The sequence below is a fragment of the Rosistilla oblonga genome (assembly GCF_007751715.1).
Classification (GTDB): Bacteria; Planctomycetota; Planctomycetia; order Pirellulales; family Pirellulaceae; genus Rosistilla; species Rosistilla oblonga.
The window spans coordinates 698484-724583 of the sequence record NZ_CP036292.1 but is presented as its reverse complement, the minus strand read 5'-3'; the positions used below and the strand labels follow the sequence as shown (position 1 = coordinate 724583).

Below are 26100 nucleotides of genomic sequence, written 5' to 3'. Positions count from 1 at the left end.
TTCGTTCCTGCGTCAGGCCTCAAACCGCCCCACCACCGGAGACAGAAATTTTAACAAGACGATCTACCCCGTGCAAGAATTTCGCTCTCGGGTCCGCATCAAGACGTGGGGGCAAAAGCAGCAAATCCGTAGATGATCGATGCAGCCAATCCCAGCAAGGCGATTCCTTGCAGCAGTACGTAATACGCGTTTAATCGTGGGTGGTTGCCCCAGTACCAGTGAAAGTGCAGGTACAGCCCCAGCAGCACAAACGCCAATCCGACGGCGACCGGAATGTGCCCACTGGTGCTCGTGGCAAACTGCTGGCCGGTGCCATAACGAGGACTCAGCGGCAGGCTCACAGACTCAGGCGGAAACAACAGCCAACAGAGGCCATAGACAAAAGTGAGGGCAGAAACCGCTAGCCCGATTCCCAAACGCTGAATGGGACCGTCGGAAGGTGGATCGGTTAGCCGATCCACAAAATCCAGCCAAGTAAGATTGTTGTTACGTGTCACAGCGATCCGTCCCCGCTGGCAAAATCAAAGGCGTCAAGACTCTCTGACAAACCGGCCCGCCTAAAAGAGTGCTGAAACCTTCGTTACTTCCTGCCAAAGCACCTGGCGGCGGCCAAGTAACGTTGTTTACAAGCCCCCCGCATCACCGCCCGGGGCCACGGACTCGTTAGGTTCCAACGCCGTCCGATGTTTGATTCCCGAGACCAAAAATCGCGGGTCGCTCACGAAGAGCGACCCGCGCAACAAATGATCAATCGGTAATGATCAGTCCGAGCGGGAGCCACTTTGGCTTTTCAACGACTCCAAGATCTGGTCGAGGTTGTAGCTGGCTGCCATCTGCAGAGGCGGGAACTTTTTATATGACATCAGCTCCTTCTCCCACAGAAGTTGGCCGATCGGCAACAGGTTCCAGTCGTAGACGTACGCAGTGCTAGGTGCTGCGAGTGCTCCGGCGTAACTCATCAGCGACTTCGTATCGGCACCGACGCTGATCTCGAATGGATCGCGTTTGATATTGGCAAGCTGAGTCCAGTGGTAGGTTTGAGCCCCCATCAGTCCATCCATCGCACCGGCACCGACCATTGTGTAGTAGAACTTCCAGTTCTTGTATCGCACGGCCGAGGGTTGTGCGCCGGTGTAGTAGAAGAACGTGTCGCGAGCCGATTCTTTCGACTCACCCGTCAGGTATTCGGTCTGATTGAACCCATCGAGCTTGGTCTTCACGATACCGGGATATTTGCCCGCCATGATTTGATCATTGAGGTCGTTATCCTTGGCACCGCCCGCGATTTCGACGAGCGTGGGCAGCCAGTCTTGGGAGGCGAAGATTTCTTTGAAGATAGTGCCCGGCTTAATCTTTCCGGGCCAGCGGACGACGCAGGGAGCACGCATGCCGCCCTCCCAGGTAGTCAGCTTGCCGCCTTTGAATGGAGTGGTGCCTCCATCAGGGAAGGTGATGACTTCCGCGCCGTTGTCGGTCGTGAAGACGATGATCGTATTGTCGAGTTCACCCATGTCCTCGAGCTTTTTGAGGACGACACCGATGTTGTCGTCGAGCTGCTTCATGCCGACTTCGTTGATTCCCCAATCCTTCCCCCCCTTCACGCCAAGCATGGCTTCATACTTGGGCGACAACATCGTGGTGATGTGCATGCGGGCCGGGTTATACCAGCAGAAAAAGGGCTTGTCCGTCTTCTCGGGATCTTGGCGATCGAGCCAGTCCACGACCTTGGCGGAAATTTCCTCATCGATAGTCTTCGAGCGTTCTAGAGTCAGCGGTCCTTCGTCCTTGCCACTCTGATTCTTTGCGGTGCCATCGGAGGATTTCATCCACAGAATCGGCCGCGGCGCAGCCATGCAAACGCCTTCTTCGGGAGTGATCGCGCCGGGCGTTTCAGGAATGCCGGGGATCGGCACCATCTTCATCGGCGGCACGACGGCTTGTTCGGTCGGACTCTTGTTGATGTCGGGGAAGCTGACTCCTTGCATCGCATCCAGGTGGTAGAGGTAACCCCAGAATTCCTGGAATCCATGCGCGGTCGGCAGGGAATCGGGATGATCGCCGAGGTGGTTCTTGCCGAACTCACCGGTGCTGTAGCCCTGATCTAAAAGGAACTTCGCCAGGCTTGGCGTGCCGGGGCGCAGGTACGAAATCGCACCTGGCAACTGGGGCATCAGCATTCCGGCCCGCATCGGATTCATGCCGGTGAAAAACGCTGTCCGCCCGGCCGTGCAGCTTTGCTGGGCGTAGTAGTGCATGAAGAGGCCGCCCTCGCTGGCAAGCCGGTCGATATTGGGAGTTTCCCCGACCATCAAGCCTCGATGATAACAACCCGGCTGCATCCATCCGATGTCATCCGCCATGATGAACATGATGTTCGGCTTTTTCTCCTCCGCTTGAGCGGTGGCGCCAACAGACATCAGGCAGGCTGCCAACAGTGCCGTGACCGGGAGGGCTGACATCCAGCGGTGGATGCGTAGCTGCGTTTTCATAGTATCTTTCGTTCGTTGAGTTGCCCCGCCATAAATTTGAACGCATACGCTGGCGGGTAGGACGTGCGATTGCGCTCGCTGGCATATCATAGGGGAGACGACTTCACGTCAGCTCATCTTTGTCAAAATTAAGTCGATTCTCTCGACGCACATCCCGCGTAACCGGGCGGCAAGCTTACGCTCTCATTTCAAATTCCGATGCACTCGCCTATCCGGTTCATACATGGTCAGGGAAATCGAACTGCCCAATAACGGTACACATCACCGAAATCGCGTGGTTAATATTCCATTAACAAATGCCTGATCGCGATCTTCGCTGCATGTGATGGTTCTGCGATTTGCCCTCGCAGAATTAGTCATCCCAGACATGTGCAACCAAAAACTTGCCCTCGATCTCCTCCAACGCAACCAGCACGAGATTGACCGAAATGGCATCTTCTCCTCGGCTCAGCTCGTAGAACAGCATGCAAACGGTCCGATTTTCTGTAAGCCCATACGCTTTCGCGATCACATCTGCGGGAACATCGGCTTCCTCATCCGTGACATTCTTGCCTTTTGCACGCATATAACGCAGCGTTCGATCCTTGAGCTGTTCCTGTTCGTCTTCACGCACCACATAGATTTCACGAAGCCGCACGTCCCGCATGGGCGCCGTCTTGCGAATATGCTCTTGCTCCCGCCGCAATATCTCGATGAGTGATCCCGGCTTACCGCGTTTACGAGTCGCTCCCTTTTTCAACAGAGGCTCAACCTCGTCGACTTGGCCGCTAAGCTGCGATTTCTCAAAGAATCGCACAGCTGCTACAACTGCGTCGTAGTCGGACGCAAGCGACAGTTCAGGCCGCCAAAGCAATACAAAAAACGAAACAGCAACAACGATTGTAAATTTCAAAGCGAGCACATCCTTCTACAGCAGAACGCCACCGGCAATCGGCCCGTGGCAACCGACATCGATTTCACCAAACCGCGTCGCCCGTGGATCCACGGTCAACGGATTGTCATGCCTTACCTACGCCTCTAAAGCGTGTTCTTAAATATCTTCCCGTCTTTCATGATCACGCGGATCGTCTCGATTGGTTCGGGCGGAGGCGCATCGAACCACTCCATCGTTCCGCCGATGACCGAAATATCATCGAGGGGATTACCGTCCACGATCAGCATGTCGGCCAGCGCACCCTCTTCGATGACGCCCAGCTTGCCCGAATAAGGGTTGCGTGGGCCGGTCAATGCCATCAGTTCGCCGGCTGCCGATGTCGCTTGCCGCAACGTCTCAAAGTTACCGAAGAGGGATGCCCGATATCCCAACTCATAACGACGCTGCTTGAAGACCACGTCCTCGGTACCAAAGGCATCGTCCGCGAAAACAATCTTCGGTTTGAACTTCTTAATCAACGCAACAAAGTCACCTGCCTGGCCGTGAACGGTTCTAATCTTGGCGAGGTTCACCGGGCCAAGGATTGGATTCCGCAGGAGTTCAGGAGACAAACCGTTCATTTGCGGAACAAGGAAGATTCCCTTCTCAACCACTTTTTTCATCGCGTCTTCGTCGATCAGGAATGCATGATCAAAGACCATGACACCATTGTCTGCGGCGATATGCATCGCTTGCGGTGTAAAAATGTGAGCCCCGACATAAGTGTGCCAGTTGTTTGCTGTCGTGACCGCAGCCCGAATCTCATCGGCGGTAAACTGCATCGTGTCGACCGGGTCGAAATCGGAAGCAGCACCGCCACCGACGCAGATCTTGAGCTGCGACGCCTGCAGGCGAAAATTGCGACGAGCCGCGACAAGGACTTCGGGCACTCCGTCGCAGATGGCGATATTGCCGATTCGTTCCATGTGCGATTCGGTCTTCTGCTGAGTCAGGTTTCGCAAATCGAAATGGCCGCCCAATTGACTGATCAGCGCACCGGACGGGTAGATCCGTGGCCCCGGCAGCAAGCCGCGGTCGATGAACTTCTTGATTCCAAAAACGTTTCCACCGGCATCACGCACTGTGGTAAATCCGTCCATCAAATATCCGCGGGCCATTAACTGTGAACCCAGGACCACGTCGGCGAACAACAGCTTGCTCTCCACGTTCGCAATCGCGTCGGGCAGGGCAAGGTGAACATGGCAATTGATCAATCCCGGCATCAACGTGCGGCCGCCACCGTCGATCACCACCGCGCCATCCGGCGCCTCTACGTTGGGACCGACGGCCCGAATCAAGTTGCCCTCGATCAAGACTCTTCCCGGAGTAAGCCGATCGGCCACGCCATCGAAGACATTGACATCAGTAATCAGCGTGTAGCTGGGAGTTTCTTCTTCAGCTTGCTGAGCACGGGCCAGTGGAGCCAGTATCGTCAGCACCACAGCAGCACTGGCAAGGATAATGTGGATCGACCTCAAGTGAGCTCTCCTTGCATGGGCACAACAACGACTCTCACCTGAACGACCAGGCAGAACAGGAGATTTGATTAGTTGTCACCGGGGAACCGGCGATCACAAGCGTCAGATGGAGGTCTTGCCCGCAGGATCGGTCGACTAATTCCCGGCGGATCCCTGACGCGTGGCTTAGCGACCGACGACCTCCCCCCCCTCCCGGCGAATCAATTCTTACAGCCCAGACTGCACGGTGCAAGGATTTTCCTCAGGGTGACACAAACAATCGCGGCCATGCGTAGCGTCATCAACACACAGATACGCAGCGAGAGTAGACCTTGAGCTCTCCAACTGTGAAGCGACAGCCGAGGGCAGGCAAACCAAAAGAGACGGGGCAACGCTGCGCTATAGAACGCGGTTTCCGCCGCAAGCGACTGTGGCGGAACGCAACGGATTGCTGTGTTGCGCTGCCCAGCCAGCTCCGTCCGGATTCAGCATGCCGGTTCACTCGTTTGCTAGACCATAGGCTATTCGTGCCTGTTGCCACTGGTTTCCAATCTCTTTGCACCCGGCGACGGCGGCGGACACAGGGCAACAACATCGTCTTGCGCAAAAGCCCATGCGGGCAGCCGTTCGCCGTTGTATGTTTTCAGCAGGCGATTATTGCGGAACTGGTTGTTCCACGAAGGACATTCCGGTGTGGGCTTCGAACAATCATTGCGTGGGTTGTCGTCATCGTTGCGACGGTGGTCACAGTACCACTGGGAATACGCTGCAGCGATCCCCGCGCGGATGAACGTGTTTTCATTGACAATGTTGTTGTTGGATGCATCGCGAACGCGAACCGGATCGCCGCAGCAGTCCTGGAATCGGTTGCGAAGAATCTGATTCCCCGACGAATGGTGCGCGATATAGATTGCGTGCAACAGCCCGTACCGGCTCGACCTGGTGATGTTCACGAAATGATTGTTGACGATCGAATTGTCTTTGGAATTGACGAGTCGCACTGCGGCCGTCGATCCCTCGCCAACGTCGGAGAACATGCAGCCGTATATCGAGTTGCCGCGATTACACGTTTCCACCGCATTCCGGTTCCCGTTCAGCGAGATCGCTGTCGCGTAACGCGTAACGTGGATGTACTGGAAGTTCAGCCCTGTCGCTTGCCCCGAGGAGTGGTCGAGGTGGAACCAAGTTCCGCGATTCTTCACGCCATCAAAAACCGGCCGCACCTTGTCGCCAGCGCGGGGCATGAAGGTGATCGTGTGTTCGGGCATCGTGAATGTCCAGCGAATGCTCTGCCCGCGGTAGGTGCCGGGACCAATCCGAACCTCCGCGTCTCTGGGATTGTCGGCAAGCGTCGACTTCAAGATCTGCTGCACCCGCTGGAGTGTCACGACGGGCGTGCCAGCCGTCAAACCGTCGTTGGCGTCGGATCCCGCAGGATCCATCAGCACAATAAACGGCGACTGAGTGTATCCCACACGCGCAAACCCAAGGACCAGAACGGAAGCGACAAGCAATAAGCGTACATACATCATGTTGTTGTGTTCTAACGTTTTGGCATAACCGCGACGGCCGCGGTTTATGCTCGACTTAAAAAGGCTCGATCGGCGACTCCGCACCATGCCATCGTTCTGCAGCGTTGAATGTGCAGGATGGTTATCTCACTAGGGAAATCAAAGGTGTCAGCAATTCGCTTGAATCGTAAGCCGGGGTGGGATGGATCGGCCAGGAATTTCCGGTAGGCATCGCGAGTTTGCTTTTGGATGTGCTGAGGTAGGGAAGCGAAACAATCGCGAAAACGACGGGTCGTTAACGATTTCAAAGTTCATCTGGAACGAGTGGTTGAGCGTCGCCACCGTCCTTCTCCTGCAGCGCTTCCGAAGCGAGTGACGCCAGCAAAGCGTGTGATTTTGCAAAAGTAGCGTCCCATGCGTTGTCTGCCGCGATCTCGTTAAGCAGCCATTTCGCAAGTGCGTCTTGCTGTTGAGGAGGCAGTTTTGATGCGTGCTCAAACGCTTTTTCAAGCAAGTCAGTCATGATTGGTTCACCAGTCAGCATCTTAGCTCGTGACAACCTGCGCGGCAAACATAGCTCTCGTCATCCGTTTCCAACATTGGATCGCGGCGGGAAGCAGTGGGGACGGTCGAACGACTTGCAAGTAGACAAGAGAGCGAGCAAATTCAAAGCCCACCTGGATCATCACCACCGAGGTGGCTATGAAGGTGCCCTAAACCCTCTGTAACCACAATCGACCTCATGCCCCACCTAGCCGCAATTTCGTACGCGATGATCATCATCGGCGTGATCCTGTTTCAGTGTTGCCTGATCGCCGGCGCGCCATGGGGACCGCTGACACAAGGAGGCCAGCATCCCGGGGCGTTGCCAGCCAAGGGACGTGTGGTGGCTCTCTTATCTGCCGCATTGCTCGCCTTCATGGCAGCGGGAATCACGTCGGCCGCTGGCCTGGCGCCCCACTGGCAGAACTGGACCGGGTGGGCGGCACTGGGAGTGCAGTCGCTCAGCACGCTGCTGAACTGGATCACACCGTCACGCCCCGAGCGGCGGTTGTGGGGACCGGTGACCAGCATCATGCTCGGGCTGGCGACTTATGCGGTTGTGGCAGGAAAGTAAAACCTTCTGGCGAATTCAAAGACGCAATAACACTTTAACAAACCGGACCGCTAGTGTAGGTGGTGTGGAACTGGCCGAGTCCGGAGGGCGGAACAGGAACTGCCCGTGGTGTAAAACACCGGTCCCAGGATCGCTGGCCACAACAAAGCCCGGAGGGCGACACATTCAGAAGCTCATTTGTCGTCCTCCGGTCTGGTCGATTCTTGCTAGGCGGTGCCTACCGGTGGTTTACACCACCGGCAAGTCGTGTGTCGGACTCCGGCCTGAGAAGGTTTTGAGTGCGGTTCTGGACCCCGGCGGCTTACACCGCCGGCAGGTCGCGTGTCGGCCTCCGGCCTGAGTAGGCGACGGTTGGTTGTCGCCGACCGGACTGGCAGAGCCCGGAGGGCGGAACAGCAACTGCCGGTGGTGTAAACCACCGGTTCCAAGATCGCCAAACACAACAAAGCCCGGAGGGCGACACATACCAGAAGCCCATGTGTCGTCCTCCGGCCTGGTCGATTCTTGCTGGGCGGTGCCTACCGGTGGTTTACACCACCGGCAATTCCTGTGTCGGCCTCCGGCCTGAAAAGGTTTTGAGTGCGGTTCTGGACCCCGGCGGCTTACACCGCCGGCAGGTCGCGTGTCGGCCTCCGGCCTGAGTAGGCGACGGTTGGTTGTCGCCGACCGGACTGGCAGAGCCCGGAGGGCGGAACAGCAACTGCCGGTGGTGTAAACCACCGGTTCCAAGATCGCCAAACACAACAAAGCCCGGAGGGCGACACATACCAGAAGCCCATGTGCCGCCCTCCGGTCTGGTCGATTCTTGCTAGGCGGTGCCTACCGGTGGTTTACACCACCGGCAGTTCCTGTGTCGGACTCCGGCCTGAGAAGGTTTTGAGTGCGGTTCTGGACCCCGGCGGCTTACACCGCCGGCAGGTCGTGTGTCAGCCTCCGGCCTGAGTAGTCGCAGGTTGGTTGTGGCCGACTGGACCCGCAGAGCCCGAAGGGCGTCACATCAACTGCCGGTGGCGTCAGTCACCGGTCCCAAGATCGCCAAACACAACAAAGCCCGGAGGGCGACACATCTACATGAAACTCCAACGTGTCTCCCTCCGGGTTCGTCTCTTCTTAGCCAACCCCAAGGTGCCATGGCGTGTGAGTTCGATCTGGGGCTAGACCAAGTGTGCCTGGACGACGCTCGCGACAGAATCCCGGGAAATGCTCTTACGTTGGCAGTAGTCAGATGCCAGCCAGCCCACCAACTCTTTTGCTCCCTTGCTTGCGTTGCATGAATTGCAACACAAGGCGATGTTCTCCAGCGTAACGATGCGAGCGTCGTTTTCGATGTGCTCCCAGGTCGCAACGCGTTTTCGTGAACCGCCATTCGCGCCCGCTTCGAGGAATGCAATCCCGCAGTAAACGCACGCCTGATCACGTTCGCGGATCGCTGTCTCCATTTCGAGAGAGATGCCCCAGCTGTTCATTCTTTGTTCATGCAAAATCAAAGCGGTCCGGACTCTCTAATAAACCGGCGTGTCTGAAAGCGTCCTGACACTTTATTTTCTCCGCCCCTATGCGGTTTTGCGGGTGTGGAGCAGTTCACCAGCCTTGATGGGCCGCACATCGTCGGAACCGACGGTTACAAGCGCAACTGTCTGACCACCACCATCAACAAATTCGACTTCGTATCCCCTACCGCCCTTGTAGACGTGCACAACGGTCCCCACGTCGCCGCGAGTGAGTTTCTCGTGAGGCGGATCAGCATCAAGGACAACGAGCGAGTGTTCGGCAATCATGGCAATCATTCAGGATACGCAGTTACCAGTCGTGGAGGATCATCGTCCTCGACGATCCAGACAGTCAAAACGACACCGGGGCGGTGTTCGGGCCGCCCAACAGTCCCCAACGCCTTGTATTTTACACCAAAGCCAGTGGTTTCGGTATCGAACGTTCGGCAATTTCGAGCGATGGCAAGTAGAGCGGCGGCAAGGTGGTGCGATTCATCGCGGTCGTAGCCAAGCGAGTGAAACCAGATCGCCTTGGAACCACCGTCAGGATGCGCCGGATTGAGAAGGTAGTCACGTACCTTCGCGTCCTCCACTACGGCTCGTTCGGAATCAGGTATCGGCATGAAAGTTTATGGGCGAACGTTACCAATCACCGGGTGGCGGCGGTTGGCGTGCAAGTAAACAGGAAATTATCCACCGCCGCTCCGGTGCATTGGTTGGTTATGCTTGCTTTCCTCTTGAGGAGGGGATGCTAGACATTGAATACGACATGCCCCTGGATCGGAGTTCGTTGATGTTGTACCCCGCAGCAACCCAAAGTTTATCCGCGATCTGTTCAGTGTCGGTATATGCCTGTTCAGCAAAAGACAGCGTGCAGAGCGATTCCCACTTTGTCAACGGCTTCCTCCTACGCAGCTCTTCCGGAGTGCCGGATTCTTCCTTTGCTGTTTGCACTAAAGATTGGGGTCTTGCGTGCGCAAGTTCGTTTCTCGCGTCGAATAATGCAATCAAGGTTTGGAATGGCCGCTTGCTATAGTCTACAGGAAAGTCAATTTGTTTTGCTATAACGGCAAGTTTGTTGCGATGCGAGATGCGGTCGATTTCATCCCAATAAGGTAATAACCGCGAACCAATATCATTGAGAAATGCTTCAAATTTGAATGCCGCCACGATCAGGCATGACATCGATTCGTATTGATGTCCGGAGCGTTGTTCACGTAGATTTTCGCACAATACGAAATGACCGTGAGAGAGTTCTGCGAACATGTTAACTTCACGTTCACGTGACACGATAGACTTTGTGCAGTTTGCCATGATGTACTCCATCACGATTGACTGGGCAGGGTACGCAGCGGATGTTTCAGGTAAGGGTAAGTAGCATAACGATGTTTCTCACCCGAACATTCGAGCATGAATAAAGTGACATCCGCTTTGCTCTCAGGGCGGGAACCGGGGAACTCAAGCGTTGAATGAGGGACCTGCTCTCACTGGTCCGCGGGTTACCTCTGGTCAACTTATTCTCACCAGATCCCCGACCGAAACGAACTATCCTGCGATCTCGTAGGCGACGCGCCTGTCCCCGGATCACTCAAGACAACAGACCACCCTATTGAGGAACACATTGTGACGAATCCGACTAGGCATTTCAAGCATCCTCGGTGGTCCCGCTGGACGGTTGCGTGCTTGCGCTCAGGGGAATTTGTCGGTGCTTGTGCGGTGTAGACCGAGAGAACCGGACGCTAGCGAGTGGCGGCTGATACCCCAAACTAAAAAATGCTTGGCGCAGGCTCAGCCAGTGATTTGCTCTGACGCCAGTGCGCTGGCGGCTAGTTCTTGGAGCGCGGAGACACGGCGAGGTCGTTGTCGCGGACGCGGCGCATCGTCTTGGCGAATTCGGCACGCATCTTTTCCAGCGTCGCCGCGTAAGCTGGATCGTCGACGAGGTTGGTGTACTGCTGAGGATCGGTTTGCATGTCGAATAACTCTTCGCCCCCCGAAGCGTTCTCGCGGTAGCGGATGTAGGCGTAACGTTGGCTGCGGATCAGGAAGCCTTTGCCGTTGACGCTGAACGCCGTCTCGCGAAGCTCCAGTTCGGGATCGTCCAGCATTCCCGAGATGTCGGTTCCCTGCAGTCGCTTGGGAACCTCCAAGCCACACAAACTGGAGACGGTCGGATAGAGATCGATCAACTCGGTCAACGATTCGCAAACCGCGGGCTGTTTCCCTGGAACGCGGATGATCAACGGCACCAGCACCGATTCTTCGTGCAGGCTGACCTTGGCCCAGAAATCGTGTTCGCCCAGATGGTAGCCGTGGTCGCTGGTGAAGATCACGATCGTGCGATCGGCAATCCCCGCCTCCTGCAGCGCCGCCATCACCTTGCCCACTTGAGCGTCCATGTAAGCGACCGAAGCGTAATACCCGGCGACCGCTTTGCGTTGCCGCTGAACGTCCATCTTCATGTTCTTGCTGGTTTTGTAATTGATCCCCAGCTTCGGGATGTCGTCCCAGTCGCCAGCCACTTTTTCAGGCAACTGCATCTCCGCTTCGGGAAACGGTTCGTGATACGACGCGGGAGCAACAAAGGGAACGTGCGGCCGGACAAACCCAACACCCAGGAAAAACGGCTCGTCCTTGTGCTCATGAATCAACTGGCACACCTTTTCCGCGGTCCGTCCGTCGCTGTGGACCAAGTCGTCGCCATCGGCCTCGACGACGACAAACGTGTTGCCGCCGACCGCCGGCTTCTTGCCATCGGGATTGTTCTCCAGCGTCTCCCCTTTGCCGGGAGCCCGCCATTCCGGTCCCTGGCTATTAAAACGCTCGGTCCACGAGATCGGATCGTCGGCCCCGTCGTCACCCTTTTCGATCCCGCCGGGAACTCCCATGTGAAAGATCTTGCTGACCCGCGAGGTGTAGTAGCCGGAGTTCTTGAAATGCTGAGCCCATGTGGCGCGGTCGCCGATCGCTTTGCGAGGACTGATGTATCCCAGGATCCCCGTCGCGTGCGGGTAATAGCCCGACATGAACGATGCTCGCGACGGACCGCAATAGGTCCCCTGGCAATAGGCGTGGGTGAACCGAGTGCCGGAGCGAGCCAAGGCGTCGATATTCGGCGTCTGACAAACCTCGTTGCCGTAACACGACAAGGCGTTCAACGTCAGATCATCCGAGATAATAAACAACACGTTTAATGGACGCTTCACCGATTCGGTTTGCCCGCTGGCCACATCGTCCGCCGCAACCAAACCGCCACACAACACGCTGCAGATGACAACGCCAGCCATCCCGATCCGAACAAAACTCATCCGCACGACCACTCGATTAACGACAACGTAAAAAACAAACCAACACATTCGCGATCACTCTTCGTACAATCTTCACATAGATTGCACGCCTGAATTATCGCGGATCGTCTAGAATAGCACCTCTAAAAACTCGGGGCATCCCTCTCTCCACGACCTTCTTTATACAAATGACTGTAAAACCATCGACCGCTCGTTTTGTGGCCAGCGGACTGCTAGGCCTTTGTACATCCCTCGCGATAACCAGCATCGCCTTGTCACACGAAGGTGTCGCCGGCCATTCGCACGATCACAAACATCGGGCCAACGACAGCTTCTTCACCACTCGCGGCAAGGCCCAAGTGCTGCCGCTGGCCAAAGAAGAAGACGTCTTCCACTTCGTCGTCTACGGTGACCGAACCGGTGGCGTCCCCGAGGGGCTGAAGGTCCTGGAACAAGCGGTCGCCGACACCAACCTACTGTCGCCCGATCTGGTGATGACGGTCGGCGATCTGATTCAGGGCTACAACGAGAAGCCCGAATGGATGCGTCAGATGGCCGAATACAAGGAGATCATGAACCAGCTGAAGATGCGTTGGTTCCCGGTCGCCGGAAATCACGACGTCTATTGGCGAGGCAAGGGTCCCGCACCAGCCGGCCAACACGATTCGAATTACGAACAGCACTTCGGCCCGCTGTGGTACACGTTCCGCCACAAGAACGCCGGCTTCATCGTCCTCTACAGCGACGAGGGAGATCCGGTCAGCAACAAAAAGGCCTTCAACGACGGCAAGCTGCAACAGATGAGCGAGCAGCAGTTGAAGTTCCTCGGCGAAGCGCTCGACCGGCACAAGAGCCTCGACCATGTCTTCGTCTTCCTGCACCATCCACGCTGGACCGGTGGCGGTTACACCGGAACCAACTGGGACACCGTACACGGCATGATGAAAAAGGCGGGGAACGTATCGGCTGTCTTCGCCGGGCACATCCACCACATGCGTTTCGACGGCCACAAAGATGGCATCGCCTATTACACGCTGGCGACCACCGGCGGTCATCTTTCCGCCGAGATCCCCGGCGCCGGATACCTGCATCACTTGAACATCGTCACCGTTCGGCCGGACGATATCTCCGTCGCCGCGTTGCCGGTCGGTGCCGTGATGGATCCCAAAGAGTTCACGCCCGAGTTCTTAGCTGAAATCCAAGCGGCTCGCAAAGTGCGACCGCAGATCACCGCAAGCGATCTGTTGTTGCAGACCGATGGATCGGCGACGGGGCAGGTAACGGTGAAGCTGCACAATTCGTCGCCTCGCAAAATGCAAGTCACCGCGTCGATCGATACCGCATCGCGCGACTGGCTCAGCTCGCTGGATCACGACCACCTGACGTTGGCGGCCGGAGCGACCGAGACCTTTGTTGTCAAACTGCGCCGCGTCGCGGATCCCCAAGCGTCGTGGACGATCCCACGGATCACGCTGGACCGCGTCTTCGTCGGCGAAACCGCTCGCATCCAACTGCCCAGCGTCTCGACGCCGGTCGAGCTCGACTTGGCCGCTGTCCCCGCCGATTATTTCACCAACCAAACCGACCACTGCCTGGAAGTCAAAGGGGAACAGTCGGCTGCCCGCATCGCCAGCGACGCGATCGGACTGCCCGATGGTCCTTTCACACTGGAAGCCTGGCTGAACCCAAGTCAGAGCGAGGGGATGCGAGCGGCTGTCGCGAAGACGCAACAGAGCGATTACGCGATCTTCTGCAACGAAGGAGTGCCGCAGTTCGACCTCAATCTGGACGGCAAATATTACTCCGCCAAAGCCCAAGAGAAGCTGCCCGTTGGCCAGTGGACTCACGTCGCCGGCGTCTTCGACGGCAAACAGGTCCGTCTATTCATCGATGGCAAACCGATCTCCGCCGTCGACGCCAAGGGGAAACGGAAGAAGAACAAACATCCGCTGTACGTCGGTGCCGACCCGGACAACAGCGGCCAACCGACGCGTCCCTTCATCGGCAAGATCGACGAGGTTCGCTTGACCGCCGAAGCTCTTTACAGCGAAGCCTTCGAACCGGCAGAGCGGCTGATGCCTTCTGAAAAGACGCATCTGTTGCTGCACTTCGATCGGACGCTCGGTCCCTACGTGTTGGACCACAGCCCGCGCGGCAGCAAAGCGAACCTGGGAACCAAGTCGGTGCTGACAGCACGCTAAGCAGAGCCGAATCTTTCAGATAGTCAGTTCCGGAGGGCAGGGCATGTGTCGCCCTCCGGGCTGCTGTTTTCTTGCTCGACCATTCCTACCGGTGGTTTACACCACCGGTAGGTCGTGTGCCGGCCTCCGGCCTTGAGAAATCTGCGCGGTTCTGGACCCCGGTGGCTTACACCACCGGCAGGTCGTGTGCCGGCCTCCGGCCTTGAAGACATCTGCGTGGTTCTGGACCCCGGTGGTTTACACCACCAGCAGTTCGTGTGTCGGCCTCCGGCCTGAAGAGGCGACGGGGGGAGCTGGTTGTGGCGGTTCGTTTGGCTGAGCCCGGAGGGCGGCACATCCATTGCCGGTGGTGTAAGCCACCGGTTCCAGGCTCGCCGGCCACAACAAAGCCCGGAGGGCGACACAATTAGAATCCCATGTGTCGCCCTCCGGGCTGGTCTCTTCTTGCTGGGCGATGCCTACCGGTGGCTTACACCACCGGCAGTTCTTGTGTCGGCCTCCGGCCTGAAGATGTTTGCGCGGCTCTAGATCCCGGTGGCTTACACCACCGGTAGGTCGTGTGCCGGCCTCCGGCCTTGGAGAGGCGACGGGGGGAGCTGGTTGTGGCGGTTCGTTTGGCTGAGCCCGGAGGGCGACACATTAACTGCCGGTGGTGCAAGCCACCGGTTCCAGACTCGCCGGCCATAACAAAGCCCGGAGGGCGACACACGTAGAATCCCATGCGTCGCCCTCCGGGCTGGCCTTTCCTTGCTGGATGTACATACCGGTGGCTTACACCACCGGCAGGTCCTGTGTCGGCCTCCGGCCTCGGAACATGATCCTCGCAGCCCCCAGATACCGGCGGCTTACGCGGCCGGCAGGTTGTGTGCCGGCCTCCGGCCTGAAGATCTTCGTGCCTGGAGCTGAGATCGCTGCGGCGGCTCGTGCTTACGATCCGGCGGGTTCGGCGCGGCGTTGGGGGCCGGCGATCTCGGGGCCTTCGTGTTTGATCTGGTTGTGATCGTCGACAAAGATCAGCCGCGGGCAATGCGTTGCGGCATCGTCGCGATCGTAGAAGGCGAAGGTGGCCAGGATGACTTTGTCGCCGGGATAGACGTGGTGCGCCGCGGCACCGTTGGCACAGATATCGCTCGAACCGCGAACGCCTTCGATCGCGTAGGTTTCCAATCGCGAACCGCGCGTCACGTTCCAGATCTGGATCGATTCATAGGGAACGATCCCGGCGGCTTCCATCAACTCCGGCGGAATCGTGATGCTGCCTTCGTATTCCAGATCGGCTCCCGTGACGGTCGCGCGATGAATCTTGGCACTGAGAAGTTTGCGAAATGGCATGGCGAGTCAATAGTCCTACGATAGAAATGCGGCCAGCGATTGTTTCGTCTCGGCGGCTCGCAACTGCAACTTTCCAAAACCACGCTCGGCGCCGATCGCCATCGCCGCGTCTTGATGTTCGGGAAAATTGGTAATCAACATCACGGGGATCGCTTGGGTCTTCGGGTCGTTTTTCAGTTGCCGAATGATCTCCATCCCGTCGCTGTAATCGCGATCCAGCTTACGATTGACGGTGATCAACGCGACCTCCTGGCGGCCCAGGATCTCCATCGCATCAGCCGCTCCATGGGCCTGCACCACACGAGCGTCGAAGTTGCCTTCGATCAGCGTTCGGATCGCGGAATGATCCGGGCTACAGTTTCCAATATCGAGAACGGTCTGCATGATGTGCGAGATTCCAGGGCAGGGGGGAGGTTATCCAACCGACGAGCATGCAATGTATTGCTTGCATCCCAAGCTGAAAATGCCGGCTGTCGATCGTCTGACGATTTTAAACAGGCACCGGTGCAATGTATTCTTTGCATCGATGGGCATGTTGTCCACGGCAAAGCCAGCCCCAGAGAAGCATTCGCCACGAAAAAACCCGGCTGCGAGCAGCCGGGTTGTGCGGGATTAACTGTCGAAAGCTGCCGCTTTATTCCTTTGGCGGAGCGATCGCAAACAGCTTGTCCTTCGTGCTGATATAGATCACGCCATTGGCAGCGATCGGCGTGCTGTAGACGCTGGTTCCCATGTTGATCTCATCGATCGGTTCCTTGTTGTCCTTGCCGAGCTCGAAGATCGCCACGTCGCCGTCTTCGTCACCGATGTAAACATGGCCATCGGCGATCAACGGGCTGCCCCAAGCTTGAGCCAGCATGTCGTAGGTGAAGTGGACGATCGGCTCGCCATTTTCGGAGCCCTTAGGATCCAAGCAGTGCAACATGCCCGAGAAATCGGCCACGTACAGCAGATCGCCTTGGATCGCCACGGTACCACAGCTGCGGTGCATCTCTTCTTCAAAGTCGATCTCGCCGTCGCCGTTCTGATCGAACGATGCGTAGTGCCAAACGACGCCCGAGTTCGGGTTATCGATCGCAACTTCGCCATCCTCTTCGATAACAGCTTGCAAACGACGATGCGGAATCGGCACACGCTTGTCGCCTTCGATCTTCATCGCCAATTCCGAACTGATGTCGCCGCGCTTGGTCGGATCGATACACCACAGGTGACCTTGGCCTTCGCCGTGCTCGGGATCCTGACCGACAGCGACGTAGACCAGACCGTCGTGAACGACGGGCGTGGCGATGATGTTGTTACGCGTTCCGGCTCCGCCCAAGATCCACTTCGAAGTCTTAGGGTTGGCGTCAAACTTCCACAGCAGTTCAGGATTGCCATCGCCACCCTGATCAGCTTTGAAGCTGTAGACCCAGCCGTCGCCGCCAGCAAAGATCGCTTGGACGACGCCACCGAGTTCCGCCACGGTTGGGCTGGACCATTGGCCGTGAACGATGTTCGTTCCAGGCGACTTGTCGGTCCACAAAACCTCGCCGGTGTTCTTGTTCATGCAGATGAAGCTTGGCGCGTCGGGGGAGGGGAGGACGATGTGCGATTCATCGACACCGTTGCTGGTGTTGACGAACAACAGGTCGCCGTAGCTGGTGACCGAGCAGCTGCACATATTGTGCTGGCTGATCCCCAGTTCTTCCATCATGTTGTAAACCCACAACACGTCAGCCTCTTCCTTGTCGTCGGCGGTGATCGTCTTGAAGACGCTCAAACGCGGGCCGGCAACCACAGCTTCGAGATCGCGAGCAGCGCCGTCGATCGTCGCTTTGATCGACCACTTCTTGCCAGCGGCAACGGTTGTGACTTCGGCGGTTCCTTCGATCGGTTCGCCATGTTCGGTCAACAGATCCAACAGAGCTTGCGTCAGCTCACCCTTGTCGAGTCCGGCAACGGCCTCTTTAAATTCGGGCTTGGCAACAGGCAGATCGGCGACGCGTCCCCGCTCGCCCTTGACTTCGCCATCGTCGCTGCCGTCATGAAACCCCTTGGTGTCCAAGCAGCGGACTTCGCCGCGGCTGGTGACGAACCACAAGCGATCGCCTTCGACCAACGGAGCACAACAGATACCTTGCAGCGGCCAGTCGTGGACGCGGCCGGTGATCAGTTTTTCGCTGCTGTGCTGCCACAGAAATTCACCCGTCTCTTCGTCGAAACAGATCAAACATCCGAGGTCGATGTCACCGGGATAACGCTTCAGGTAGCCACCGCTGTTGTTGGTACCGCAAAAGACGCGGCCACCGGCGACGACGGGGTTGCCGTAGGTTTGGCTGCCCAATTTCGCGAACCACTTGATGTTCTCGGCATTGGTGCCGTCCCATTCACCGGTCCGGCGATCGAACTTGCCAATGTTCCATGACTTCGCGATTCCCTTGACGTTGGGAGTGTTGTTACGCAGACGCGTTCCGGCCCACTGCGGCCAATCGCCACCCGCTTCGAGAACGGCGGCAGGATCGTCGCTCTTGCCAGCCGGTGCGGCAGCGGTCTTGGTCGCCTTCGGTGCAGCAGCAAGCTTGACCGCTGGCTCTTCCTTGGCTTCAGCCACGGGTGCTTCTTTTGGTTCAGCCGCTGGTGCTTCCTTAACTTCAGCAACCGGCGTTTCTTTGACTTCGGCCGCAGCAGGTTTTGCGGCGACAGGAGTGTCGACAGCCTTCAACTGCATTTCAGCAGTGGCCTCGTTGTCGTCGGCCGCCGCGATCGGTGTCTCCGCAGCCGTCACGTTGCTGTCGGCGGCGGTCACGTTGCTGTCGTCCGCTGTCGTGTTGCTAGAGACCCCAGCTGGATCGGTCGGCTTGCGACAACCACTCATCGACGTTGCGGCAAAACTGCCACTGATGACAGCCAGTGTCAGCATGCACCAAGTTTTAATTTCACTGTTCATTTTTTTGAGCCGTGGGGCGGAGGTATTTTGTTTTCCAGAAAGGTTCGGTGAGACGGACACTTTGCCCGTCGTGAACGCCCCCTGCCTGCAGTGCTCGGCAAACAGGGGATCAATGGGCGGGATCATGGCCGCCGCGGATTACTGTTCGTTTGCGGTGACTTCGATGTTATCCAAGTACAACTCGCAGACTTTGGCGTTCCCGTACAGACCAGGACTGCCCGAGAGATTTGGCGAATGATCGACCGCGGTGACCGTCCATTCGCTTGGTTCCTTGTCATCGCGAGGCCAAACTTTCCCCTTCAAGACGGCGACCTTCTTGCCATCCTGCTCTTCGATGCCAGCTTGCAATTTCATCCGGTACCAAACGTCGGCCTTCCATTCGAATGGAACCGTTTTGGCCATCCGCAGTTGAGCGTACCAGGTGCGAATCTGCAGCTTCTGGCTGTTGCCTTGCAAATCCAAGGCGTAGCCCATCGCCGTCAACCCGATATCGGGCAACTGGGTTCCGACCTGCTGGCCTTTGACATCGGCGGAGATCGTGTAGTTGGCGAGATCCCAATGTCCCATCCAACCGCGACTGCGAGCTCCCTTAGGAATCGTCGAGACCTTGACCAAAGCTGGCGATCCGTCGACTTCGCGGATCACGTGGCGGTAGCGAGCGCCGACCCAAGTGACCGGGGCGTCGTCGAGTTCGTCGAAGGTGAACTTCCAGGGTAGGGCAGGGACCACGCGAACTCGCGAGCTGCCCTGCAGATCGCCAACCGTTGCGGTCACGGTCGCCGCGTAGTGCGAACCGTTTTGGTCGGCGGCGTCAAATGTCGTTCCATCGACCGAACCACCACCGACAACGGTCAGCTTCGGATCGGATGCCTCTTCGATGAACTGGCCGTTCTGGTTGAACAGACGCACTTTGTAATCGATCTTCTCGCCCGGACGAACGATCGCTTCGGCGGGGACAACTTGAACCCAAGCCGGCGTCTTGTCGTCGTTAGCCATCTCTTTGGCAGCTTCGGGAGCTGGCGCTACGCCCGGCTTCGCTTTCTCGTCAGCGATACAATAGATCCCCGAGGTGCCAACAAAATAGATCGCGCCATCGTAAACGATCGGCGAAGCGTAGAAGGCTTCATTGCTGATCCGGCCCTTGTCGGTGATGTCGACTCCCGCGTCGGAGAGTTCCATAAAGGCCCAGCGGCCGTTTTCGGTGACTGCGTAGATCCGACCGTCGGCGTAGACCAGGCTGGCCCATTGCTTGCGGTCGCCCAGAGCAACACGCTCTTGAATCATTTCGCCCGTCTTGGCGTCGACGACCCACAACTTGCAGCGATCATCGACAATGTACAGTCGGTCGCCGATCACCAGTGGTGAACTGCGATTGAGGATCAGCCCCTCCATCTTCCAAAGCTCTTTGGCCTTGGTATCCGAACCGGTACCTTCGATCTCGATCGCCGCTAGAGCGCCCATCGAGGTCCCTTCCATATTTTCTTCACCATGGCCGGCATAGACACGGTTGCCAACAACCAATGGAGTCGCAAACAGACCGCGACGCGAGAACTGGTAGTTCCACAACGTCTTGCCGGTGCGAGGCTGGAAACCCCAGACCGCACCATCGCCACCGCCGACGACCATCTGCAATTGACCGTTGATAACCGCCAGGCTCGGAGCGCTGTACGAGGTGTCGTCGGGGAGATCGCGGGTTGGGCTGAACCAAACGATTTCGCCGGTTCGCTTGTCCATCGCCAGGAAGCGATGGTTTGGCTTAGCCGCATCGCCCCAGTTAATGATGATGCCGCTGATGATCACCAGGTCTTCGTGGATGATCGGAAAGTTGGTTCGTCCGCCGTAGGTGCTCAACATTCCGAGGAACTCGTGCAGCGGAACGCTCCACTTCTCCTCGCCCGTCTTTCCATCGAGACACATAAAGATGTCGCAGACGCCCAACGCATAGACGTTGCCGGTTTCCGGATCGGCGACAACGCTGGCCCAACCGACGCGGGTGTCGGGGACATCTGACATCCAGACGTTAAACTTGTGTTCCCAAACCGTCTCGCCCGTTGCGGCATCGATGCAAACGACGCGTTCGCCTTCGATCTCGGTGCCGGGATCGGCGCGGGTGATCAGGTACAGCTTGCCGTCCATCGCGACGGGGGTGCTGCGGCCGGCGAGGTCATCGCGGTGCCATTTCAGATTGCTGCCCTCGCCTCCATCGGGATCCCAGGTCGCCGGCAATCCGGTCGCCGAACTGGTTCCGTTGTAATTGGGGCCCCGCCAATAGCTCCAATCCGCGGCTTTGGGGGCTTGCCCGAAGGCAGCACCTGCCAGGAGCAAAAGGGTCGGGAGGATCAATAGGTATGTTCGCATCATCATTGTTAAGAGCTTGGTGTTGTTGGAAGCCTAGGTGGGTGTTTTGAAACTGCGAAACAAGAATCCATCCAATCAGCCGAATCGAGAGTTCCGCTCCTGATCAGCGGGGCATCAGTCAAACCATTCGTCGTTGGGATCAAACTTGGGAGTACAGAAGATGATGACCTTCATCTTGCCGACCGCGCGATGGCGGGTGCCAGGGGAAATCAAGATCGCTGTGCCGGGACGGACCGGGTGGGCTTGGCCGTCGAGTTCGATGAAGGCGTCGTCGTCGCATTCTTGGACGACATACGTTTCAGTCAAGGTCTTATGGTAGTGGACTTTGGCGGTTGCAGCGATTTCGGTGAGGTGGACAGTTGCCGGAAACGACTCGACCTCCGCAAATGCACGACGCGCCGTACCACACGGACAGGGGGTGCCAGGCAAATCGGGCAGATGAGCCACCACAAAGGCAGGGGCTTTTGGCATGGGAGAGTCTATGCGCGGTTGGAGGTGGGGCAAACGTGAACGCTATTTAACGTACCGAACGCATTTTATACGTACCGCCGACGCATTTCCATGCGATAACCGATACGGTCAGAAAAAGTCGTCAAACCGGCATTCTTTACGCATCCGCCCAACTTCAGCATCCTGCCGAAATTACCATTCCGATGTCAAGAGAACCCGATCTCCGGGTCGATACGGTAAGTGACGTGTTACGAGTCCAGTGCCTTACCTCGCGTTGAGGCCGCCTGAGACGACAACTAAGGCCAGTGCGAATATCAGACTAGTGGATGGTCTGAGCTGGTCTAGAACCTGAACAAAATTGAACTCACTGGTCTCACCATCCCTAGGTGGGACTGTCAGTGGCAGTGCAAGCAGAACGAAGTCGGAGGGTTGGCGTTCCACCTGGAATGTTGACCTCTAAAGTGCTAGCCGGCCCATCAGGGCTTGATCGGCGGCGACTTCGTCCGCCGACCGTGTCCTTGGCCGCCACTTTCCGTGTGAGTGAAAACTAGGTTTCAAAAAACGTCGAACTAACGTTAGGAGACGTGGTGCAATGAAGCGTGCAATCCTGTCGACGACCTTGATTATCGGAATGAGCATCTGCTCGCAAGGTTTCGGATTTGACCTATTGGACCGTATGTTGGGACTGAAGTGTGGTGGTGGAAGCAGCAGCTGCTGCGAAACTGGCTGTGCGGACGTTTGTGAACCAGCATGTGGTTGTGAAACTTCTTGTTGTGAATCGGTTTGCGAACCAGCCTGCGGTTGCGAAGCTTCGGCTTGCGGAACCTCTTGCTGCGAACCAACCTGCGGAGTTGAATCTTCGCTGTGCGGTGCATCTTGCTGCGAACCAGCTTGCGGTTGCGAAACCTCTTGCTGCGAACCAGCTTGCTGCGACAGCAAATCGTGCTTCGGCTCGAAGAAGAAGTGCTGTGGCCTGCTGTCGAAATTGTTCGGCGGAAAGAAGAACGGCTGCGATTCGTGCTGCGAAACTTCGGCTTGCTGCGAACCAGCTTGCGGATGTGAAGCTGCTGCTTGCTGCGAACCAGCTTGCGGATGCGAAACTTCGCTCTGCGGATCGGCTTCTTGCTGCGAACCAGCTTGCGGTTGCGACCCATGCGGAAAGAAGAAGAGCGGTGGCCTGTTGTCGAAGTTGTTCGGCGGCCTGAAGTGCTGCAAGAAGAGCGACTGCGACTCGGCTTGCGACAGCTGCGGATGTGCAGGTAGCTACGCTGCTCCAGCAGCACCAGCTTGCTCGAGCTGCAACGGCGGAACTTCGGTTCAAGTTGAAGCTCCAGTAGTTGAAGACGCTGCTCCAATGCCACCAGCACCGGTTGTAGACCCAAGTGCTTACTTGAACAGCAAGCGTCGCGTCATTCAGGCTAGCACCCGCTACGCTCGCTAATGCGAGTAGGATGCTAGATCCTTCAGACGTGATTCGATAAACGGCCCGGTCAGCTTCGGCTCTCCGGGCCGTTTTTTTTTTGCGCCGACATCGGCGATCTCCGCCACGCCCGCCAACGACCGCTGCTGCGATTAATCGTGCAGCCCAAATTCGGTCGCTTCGCCCAGCGCCTCGGCAACCTCTTCGCGTTCGATCTTCGCAGCGATCGCAAATCCCCGATCGGTCAACGAAAAGTCGCGGTACAGGTGATGCAACACCAAACCGTGGCGACACAGTTGGCAGAAGGCTTCGAAAAACCGGACCGTCACCTGCGGCCGCTCCCGATTGCGAAACGCGATCGTTCGATGTTCGCCCTCTTCGATATAGACGGCCAACAATCGCGCGGTCGCTTCAAACGCCGTGTTCACTCCGCGGACCTCGATCACGCCTCGATTGCGAGCTGCATACAAGATCGCTTTCGCTTCGACGCTCAGCGGAGTTTTGTCGCGCGTTCCTTCGACCATCGAACGAGCACACAATTGAGCCAACGCGACCAGCGTCGGCGCCCCGTTGCCGAGCGCCTCCCAGCCGCCTTGCAGGGAATTTAAATAGTCGGGCGATTCGGGCAGGTTCATCGCAAGTTCCAGGTTTGAAGTGAGCTAGCAGGTGGCACCAAAGATGATGCTAGCGACACGGTTCGTATTGACCAATTTTTCGGCTGCGAATACATGTGTCTATTTGGGACGATCCCTCCTGCAACCCTATCACGCCCCCATGAATCGATCAATCTTCTTCTCTGCCGGTGAACCAAGCGGCGATCAACACTCCGCTCGCCTGATCGACGCGCTGCGGGCGCGCGATCCCCAGCTGCGATTTCGCGGATTTGGCGGCAGCGAAATGGAGCAGGCCGGGTGCCAGATCGATTTCGAACTAACCCAATTGGCGGTGATGGGAGTCGTCGAGGTCGCTCCAAAGATCGCGGAGTTCTACCGCGTCGCCCAACAAGCCAAACAGATCTTTGCCCAAGAGCCACCGCAGGCGGTGGTGCTTGTCGATTTCCCCGGATTCAACTGGCACATCGCCAAACGCGCCAAGGCGTGCGGAATTCCCGTCTACTATTACCTGCCACCCCAATTGTGGGCTTGGGCCCCCTGGCGGCTTCGCAAGGTTCGCAAGTACGTCGACAAAGTGCTGTGCGTGCTGCCATTCGAATACAATTGGTACCGCGATCGCGGAATCGATGCCGAATACGTTGGGCATCCGTTTTTTGATGCGGTTGCGAAACAGCGACTCGACCGCCCCACGATCGAACGGTTCGATCAACTCAAAGCCGACGGGAAGCGGTTGGTTGCCGTATTGCCAGGGTCGCGGCGCGGCGAAGTCACCAAGAATTGGCCGCTGCAGCTCGAAGCGATCCGCCGACTGACCAAGCGCCATCCCGACGTCCGTTTCCAAGTCGCATGTTTCCGCGACCGGCAATGCCTCTGGTGTCGCGAACAACTGACCGCCGAAGACCAATCGCTGCCGCTGGACTTCTTCGTCGGCAAGACCAGCGAAATCGTAGAAGCTGCCGAATCGGCGATCATGGTCTCCGGTTCGGTCAGCCTAGAACTGATGGCCCGATCGACCCCCGCTGTCGTGCTATATCGCGTCGGCCGGATCTTAAAGGCCCTCGCCTCGGTGCTCGTTTCCACCAAGAGTATGACGCTGCCAAACCTGATCGCAGAAAAGACGCTGTTCCCCGAATTCGTCTCCGCCGGGGATCCCGAACCGGTGATCCGCGAAGTCGTCGCGGCAGCCGACCGCATGCTCAGCGAGCCCGAGTATCTAGCCGACCTGCAACAGCAGTTGCAAACATTGCGCAGTAAATACGCAGCCCCAGGCGCTTCGGAGCGAGCCGCCGCGGAGTTGATCGAACTGATGGGCGATCACCGCGAGCCCCCAATCCGCCGCGCCGCGTAACATCCCAGCACGAAGCGCAAGCGAGTGACGCAAGAAGTCACTCAATGAGCCCAAGATACGAGCACGAAGCGCAAGCGAGTGGCGAACAAAATCACTCGCTTGCGCGTAGTGGTCGCATCTTTTGGGCGTAGCGGAAGTCGTCGAGACTTTCGATCCACACCGCGATCCCGCATACCAGCACGAAGCGCAAGCGAGTGGCGTACAAATTCACTCGCTTGCGCTTCGTGCTAGTATTCCGGGCGTAGCGGAAGTCGTCAAGACTTTCGATCCAAAGCGAGTGCCCAACGAAACTCTTGGCGAGTTCCGCTACTCGGCTGGCGGGAAACGCTGATTAATAACGCCCCTTGGAGACGTCGGCGGCGGATTGCTGAGCCAATCGGGTGCCGCTGGCGGTCACTCCGCCAGCGCCGCTGACGATCTGGCGGTTCATCGATGCGATCCGCTCGGCAACCTGAGGCTGCATGCTGTTCAGGTCGTAGCTGCGTTGATAATCCTGCAGAGCCTGCTGGTAATCTCCAGCCGCTTCGCGGATTTGGCCCAACGCGAGCCACGCGCGGGCATTGTTTCCGTCTTGATGGATGGCGTCCTCGAGAAACTTCTGCGCCGTCTCTCCCTCGCCAAACTCTTGGTACAACCGCGCCAGTTCGATTCGGGCATCAGCCAACTGAGGCTGGCTGGTCGCCCAGTTCCTCATCAACGCAAAGGCTCGATCGGGGCGATCGGTCTCGACTAACAGAACAGCCAAACCGCGATGGCAATCGACATGCGACGGATCGAGGTCGAGGCACTGGTTGTAGAGCGATTCGGATTGGTCGAGCAAACTGCGATCGTTCCGCTCTTTTCCCAACCTGTGAGTTGTGGCGGCCAGATTGTAATAACTGTCAGGATTTTTTGGGTCCGAAGCAATCGCCTGCTGAAATTGCTGCAGCGCGGCGGAATATTGTCCCTGCTCGTACAACCGGACCCCCTGCGCGTTTTGTCCGCTGGCGGCAAATTGGCAGCCCGAAAGCGACAAAACGAACAATGCCGCAGCCGTCAGGGGGCATTTTAGTTGGGATTTCCGGAAGGAGTGCATAACGTGCACCTTTGTCTACTTCGGGTTTATGAGGAAGTTTGTCGCTAATTACGGGGGACATTACCAGCGTCGGGCCAGTGGCGGCAAGATCGTTTTAAACCCCAAGAAAAAC

The 26100-nt window shown here is 57.5% G+C and carries 23 protein-coding genes; 5 read left to right on the top strand and 18 right to left on the bottom strand.

Going from position 1 to position 26100, the window contains the following annotated elements; genetic code table 11:
• Positions 1-98 precede the first annotated feature (98 nt).
• The 6 genes from CA51_RS02575 to CA51_RS02545 form a co-directional block, all read right to left on the bottom strand.
• The gene (locus CA51_RS02575; protein WP_145117554.1) at positions 99-461 is read right to left on the bottom strand and encodes a hypothetical protein; all 363 of its coding nucleotides are present in this window, start codon (positions 459-461) and stop codon (positions 99-101) included.
• A 300-nt stretch (positions 462-761) separates the two neighbouring features.
• On the bottom strand, positions 762-2489 hold the full coding sequence (locus CA51_RS02570) for an arylsulfatase (RefSeq protein ID WP_197451538.1): 1728 nt from the start codon (positions 2487-2489) through the stop codon (positions 762-764).
• Between the two features lie 352 nt (positions 2490-2841).
• A complete protein-coding gene (locus tag CA51_RS02565) occupies positions 2842-3381 on the bottom strand; it encodes a hypothetical protein (protein WP_145117553.1) in 540 nt (179 codons plus the stop codon).
• A gap of 125 nt (positions 3382-3506) precedes the next feature.
• Positions 3507-4880, bottom strand: coding sequence for a metal-dependent hydrolase family protein (locus CA51_RS02560; protein ID WP_145117552.1), 1374 nt, complete (start codon positions 4878-4880; stop codon positions 3507-3509).
• Positions 4881-5380: 500 nt separating this feature from the next.
• The gene (locus CA51_RS02555; RefSeq protein WP_197451537.1) at positions 5381-6391 is read right to left on the bottom strand and encodes a right-handed parallel beta-helix repeat-containing protein; all 1011 of its coding nucleotides are present in this window, start codon (positions 6389-6391) and stop codon (positions 5381-5383) included.
• Between the two features lie 283 nt (positions 6392-6674).
• Positions 6675-6893, bottom strand: a complete 219-nt coding sequence (locus CA51_RS02545) for a hypothetical protein (protein WP_145117549.1) — start codon at positions 6891-6893, stop codon at positions 6675-6677.
• A 219-nt stretch (positions 6894-7112) separates the two neighbouring features.
• Here CA51_RS02545 and CA51_RS02540 point away from each other — a divergent pair, with 219 nt between their 5' ends.
• Positions 7113-7487: a hypothetical protein gene (locus CA51_RS02540; protein WP_145117548.1), complete on the top strand. Its 375-nt coding sequence runs from the start codon at positions 7113-7115 to the stop codon at positions 7485-7487.
• A gap of 1154 nt (positions 7488-8641) precedes the next feature.
• Here the strand turns inward: CA51_RS02540 and CA51_RS02535 are convergent.
• The 5 genes from CA51_RS02535 to CA51_RS02515 all read right to left on the bottom strand — a co-directional run bounded on the left by CA51_RS02535 (position 8642) and on the right by CA51_RS02515 (position 12333).
• Positions 8642-8953 carry an HNH endonuclease gene (locus CA51_RS02535; protein WP_145117547.1) on the bottom strand — a complete coding sequence of 104 codons (312 nt, stop codon included), beginning with the start codon at positions 8951-8953 and terminating at the stop codon, positions 8642-8644.
• Positions 8954-9040: 87 nt separating this feature from the next.
• Positions 9041-9265, bottom strand: a complete 225-nt coding sequence (locus CA51_RS02530; RefSeq protein WP_145117546.1) for a DUF4926 domain-containing protein — start codon at positions 9263-9265, stop codon at positions 9041-9043.
• A 5-nt stretch (positions 9266-9270) separates the two neighbouring features.
• The gene (locus CA51_RS02525; protein WP_145117545.1) at positions 9271-9600 is read right to left on the bottom strand and encodes a DUF6883 domain-containing protein; all 330 of its coding nucleotides are present in this window, start codon (positions 9598-9600) and stop codon (positions 9271-9273) included.
• A 97-nt stretch (positions 9601-9697) separates the two neighbouring features.
• Positions 9698-10291: a hypothetical protein gene (locus CA51_RS02520; protein WP_197451535.1), complete on the bottom strand. Its 594-nt coding sequence runs from the start codon at positions 10289-10291 to the stop codon at positions 9698-9700.
• Between the two features lie 512 nt (positions 10292-10803).
• Positions 10804-12333, bottom strand: a complete 1530-nt coding sequence (locus CA51_RS02515; RefSeq protein ID WP_231745958.1) for a sulfatase — start codon at positions 12331-12333, stop codon at positions 10804-10806.
• A 119-nt stretch (positions 12334-12452) separates the two neighbouring features.
• Here CA51_RS02515 and CA51_RS02510 point away from each other — a divergent pair, with 119 nt between their 5' ends.
• Positions 12453-14465, top strand: coding sequence for a LamG-like jellyroll fold domain-containing protein (locus CA51_RS02510; protein WP_145117543.1), 2013 nt, complete (start codon positions 12453-12455; stop codon positions 14463-14465).
• Positions 14466-15392: 927 nt separating this feature from the next.
• On the opposite strand, the gene panD is transcribed toward CA51_RS02510, so the two are convergent.
• The 5 genes from panD to CA51_RS02485 form a co-directional block, all read right to left on the bottom strand.
• Positions 15393-15797, bottom strand: a complete 405-nt coding sequence (gene panD / locus CA51_RS02505) for an aspartate 1-decarboxylase (RefSeq protein WP_145117542.1) — start codon at positions 15795-15797, stop codon at positions 15393-15395.
• Positions 15798-15812: 15 nt separating this feature from the next.
• A complete protein-coding gene (locus CA51_RS02500; RefSeq protein ID WP_231745957.1) occupies positions 15813-16181 on the bottom strand; it encodes a response regulator in 369 nt (122 codons plus the stop codon).
• A 250-nt stretch (positions 16182-16431) separates the two neighbouring features.
• On the bottom strand, positions 16432-18723 hold the full coding sequence (locus CA51_RS02495) for an outer membrane protein assembly factor BamB family protein (RefSeq protein ID WP_420821475.1): 2292 nt from the start codon (positions 18721-18723) through the stop codon (positions 16432-16434).
• A gap of 138 nt (positions 18724-18861) precedes the next feature.
• On the bottom strand, positions 18862-21087 hold the full coding sequence (locus CA51_RS02490) for a PQQ-binding-like beta-propeller repeat protein (RefSeq protein ID WP_231745956.1): 2226 nt from the start codon (positions 21085-21087) through the stop codon (positions 18862-18864).
• A gap of 108 nt (positions 21088-21195) precedes the next feature.
• The gene (locus CA51_RS02485; protein ID WP_145117541.1) at positions 21196-21552 is read right to left on the bottom strand and encodes a cupin domain-containing protein; all 357 of its coding nucleotides are present in this window, start codon (positions 21550-21552) and stop codon (positions 21196-21198) included.
• 876 nt (positions 21553-22428) lie between these two features.
• Between CA51_RS02485 and CA51_RS25610 the strand changes: the two genes are divergently transcribed.
• The gene (locus CA51_RS25610; protein ID WP_197452981.1) at positions 22429-22593 is read left to right on the top strand and encodes a hypothetical protein; all 165 of its coding nucleotides are present in this window, start codon (positions 22429-22431) and stop codon (positions 22591-22593) included.
• 30 nt (positions 22594-22623) lie between these two features.
• The gene (locus tag CA51_RS25605) at positions 22624-22794 is read left to right on the top strand and encodes a hypothetical protein (RefSeq protein ID WP_197451533.1); all 171 of its coding nucleotides are present in this window, start codon (positions 22624-22626) and stop codon (positions 22792-22794) included.
• Positions 22795-23103: 309 nt separating this feature from the next.
• Here CA51_RS25605 and CA51_RS02475 read toward each other — a convergent pair whose 3' ends face one another.
• On the bottom strand, positions 23104-23586 hold the full coding sequence (locus CA51_RS02475) for a hypothetical protein (RefSeq protein WP_145117539.1): 483 nt from the start codon (positions 23584-23586) through the stop codon (positions 23104-23106).
• Positions 23587-23725: 139 nt separating this feature from the next.
• Between CA51_RS02475 and lpxB the strand changes: the two genes are divergently transcribed.
• A complete protein-coding gene (lpxB, locus tag CA51_RS02470) occupies positions 23726-24913 on the top strand; it encodes a lipid-A-disaccharide synthase (protein ID WP_145117538.1) in 1188 nt (395 codons plus the stop codon).
• Positions 24914-25244: 331 nt separating this feature from the next.
• On the opposite strand, the gene CA51_RS02465 is transcribed toward lpxB, so the two are convergent.
• A complete protein-coding gene (locus CA51_RS02465; protein WP_231745955.1) occupies positions 25245-25937 on the bottom strand; it encodes a tetratricopeptide repeat protein in 693 nt (230 codons plus the stop codon).
• Positions 25938-26100: the final 163 nt, after the last annotated feature.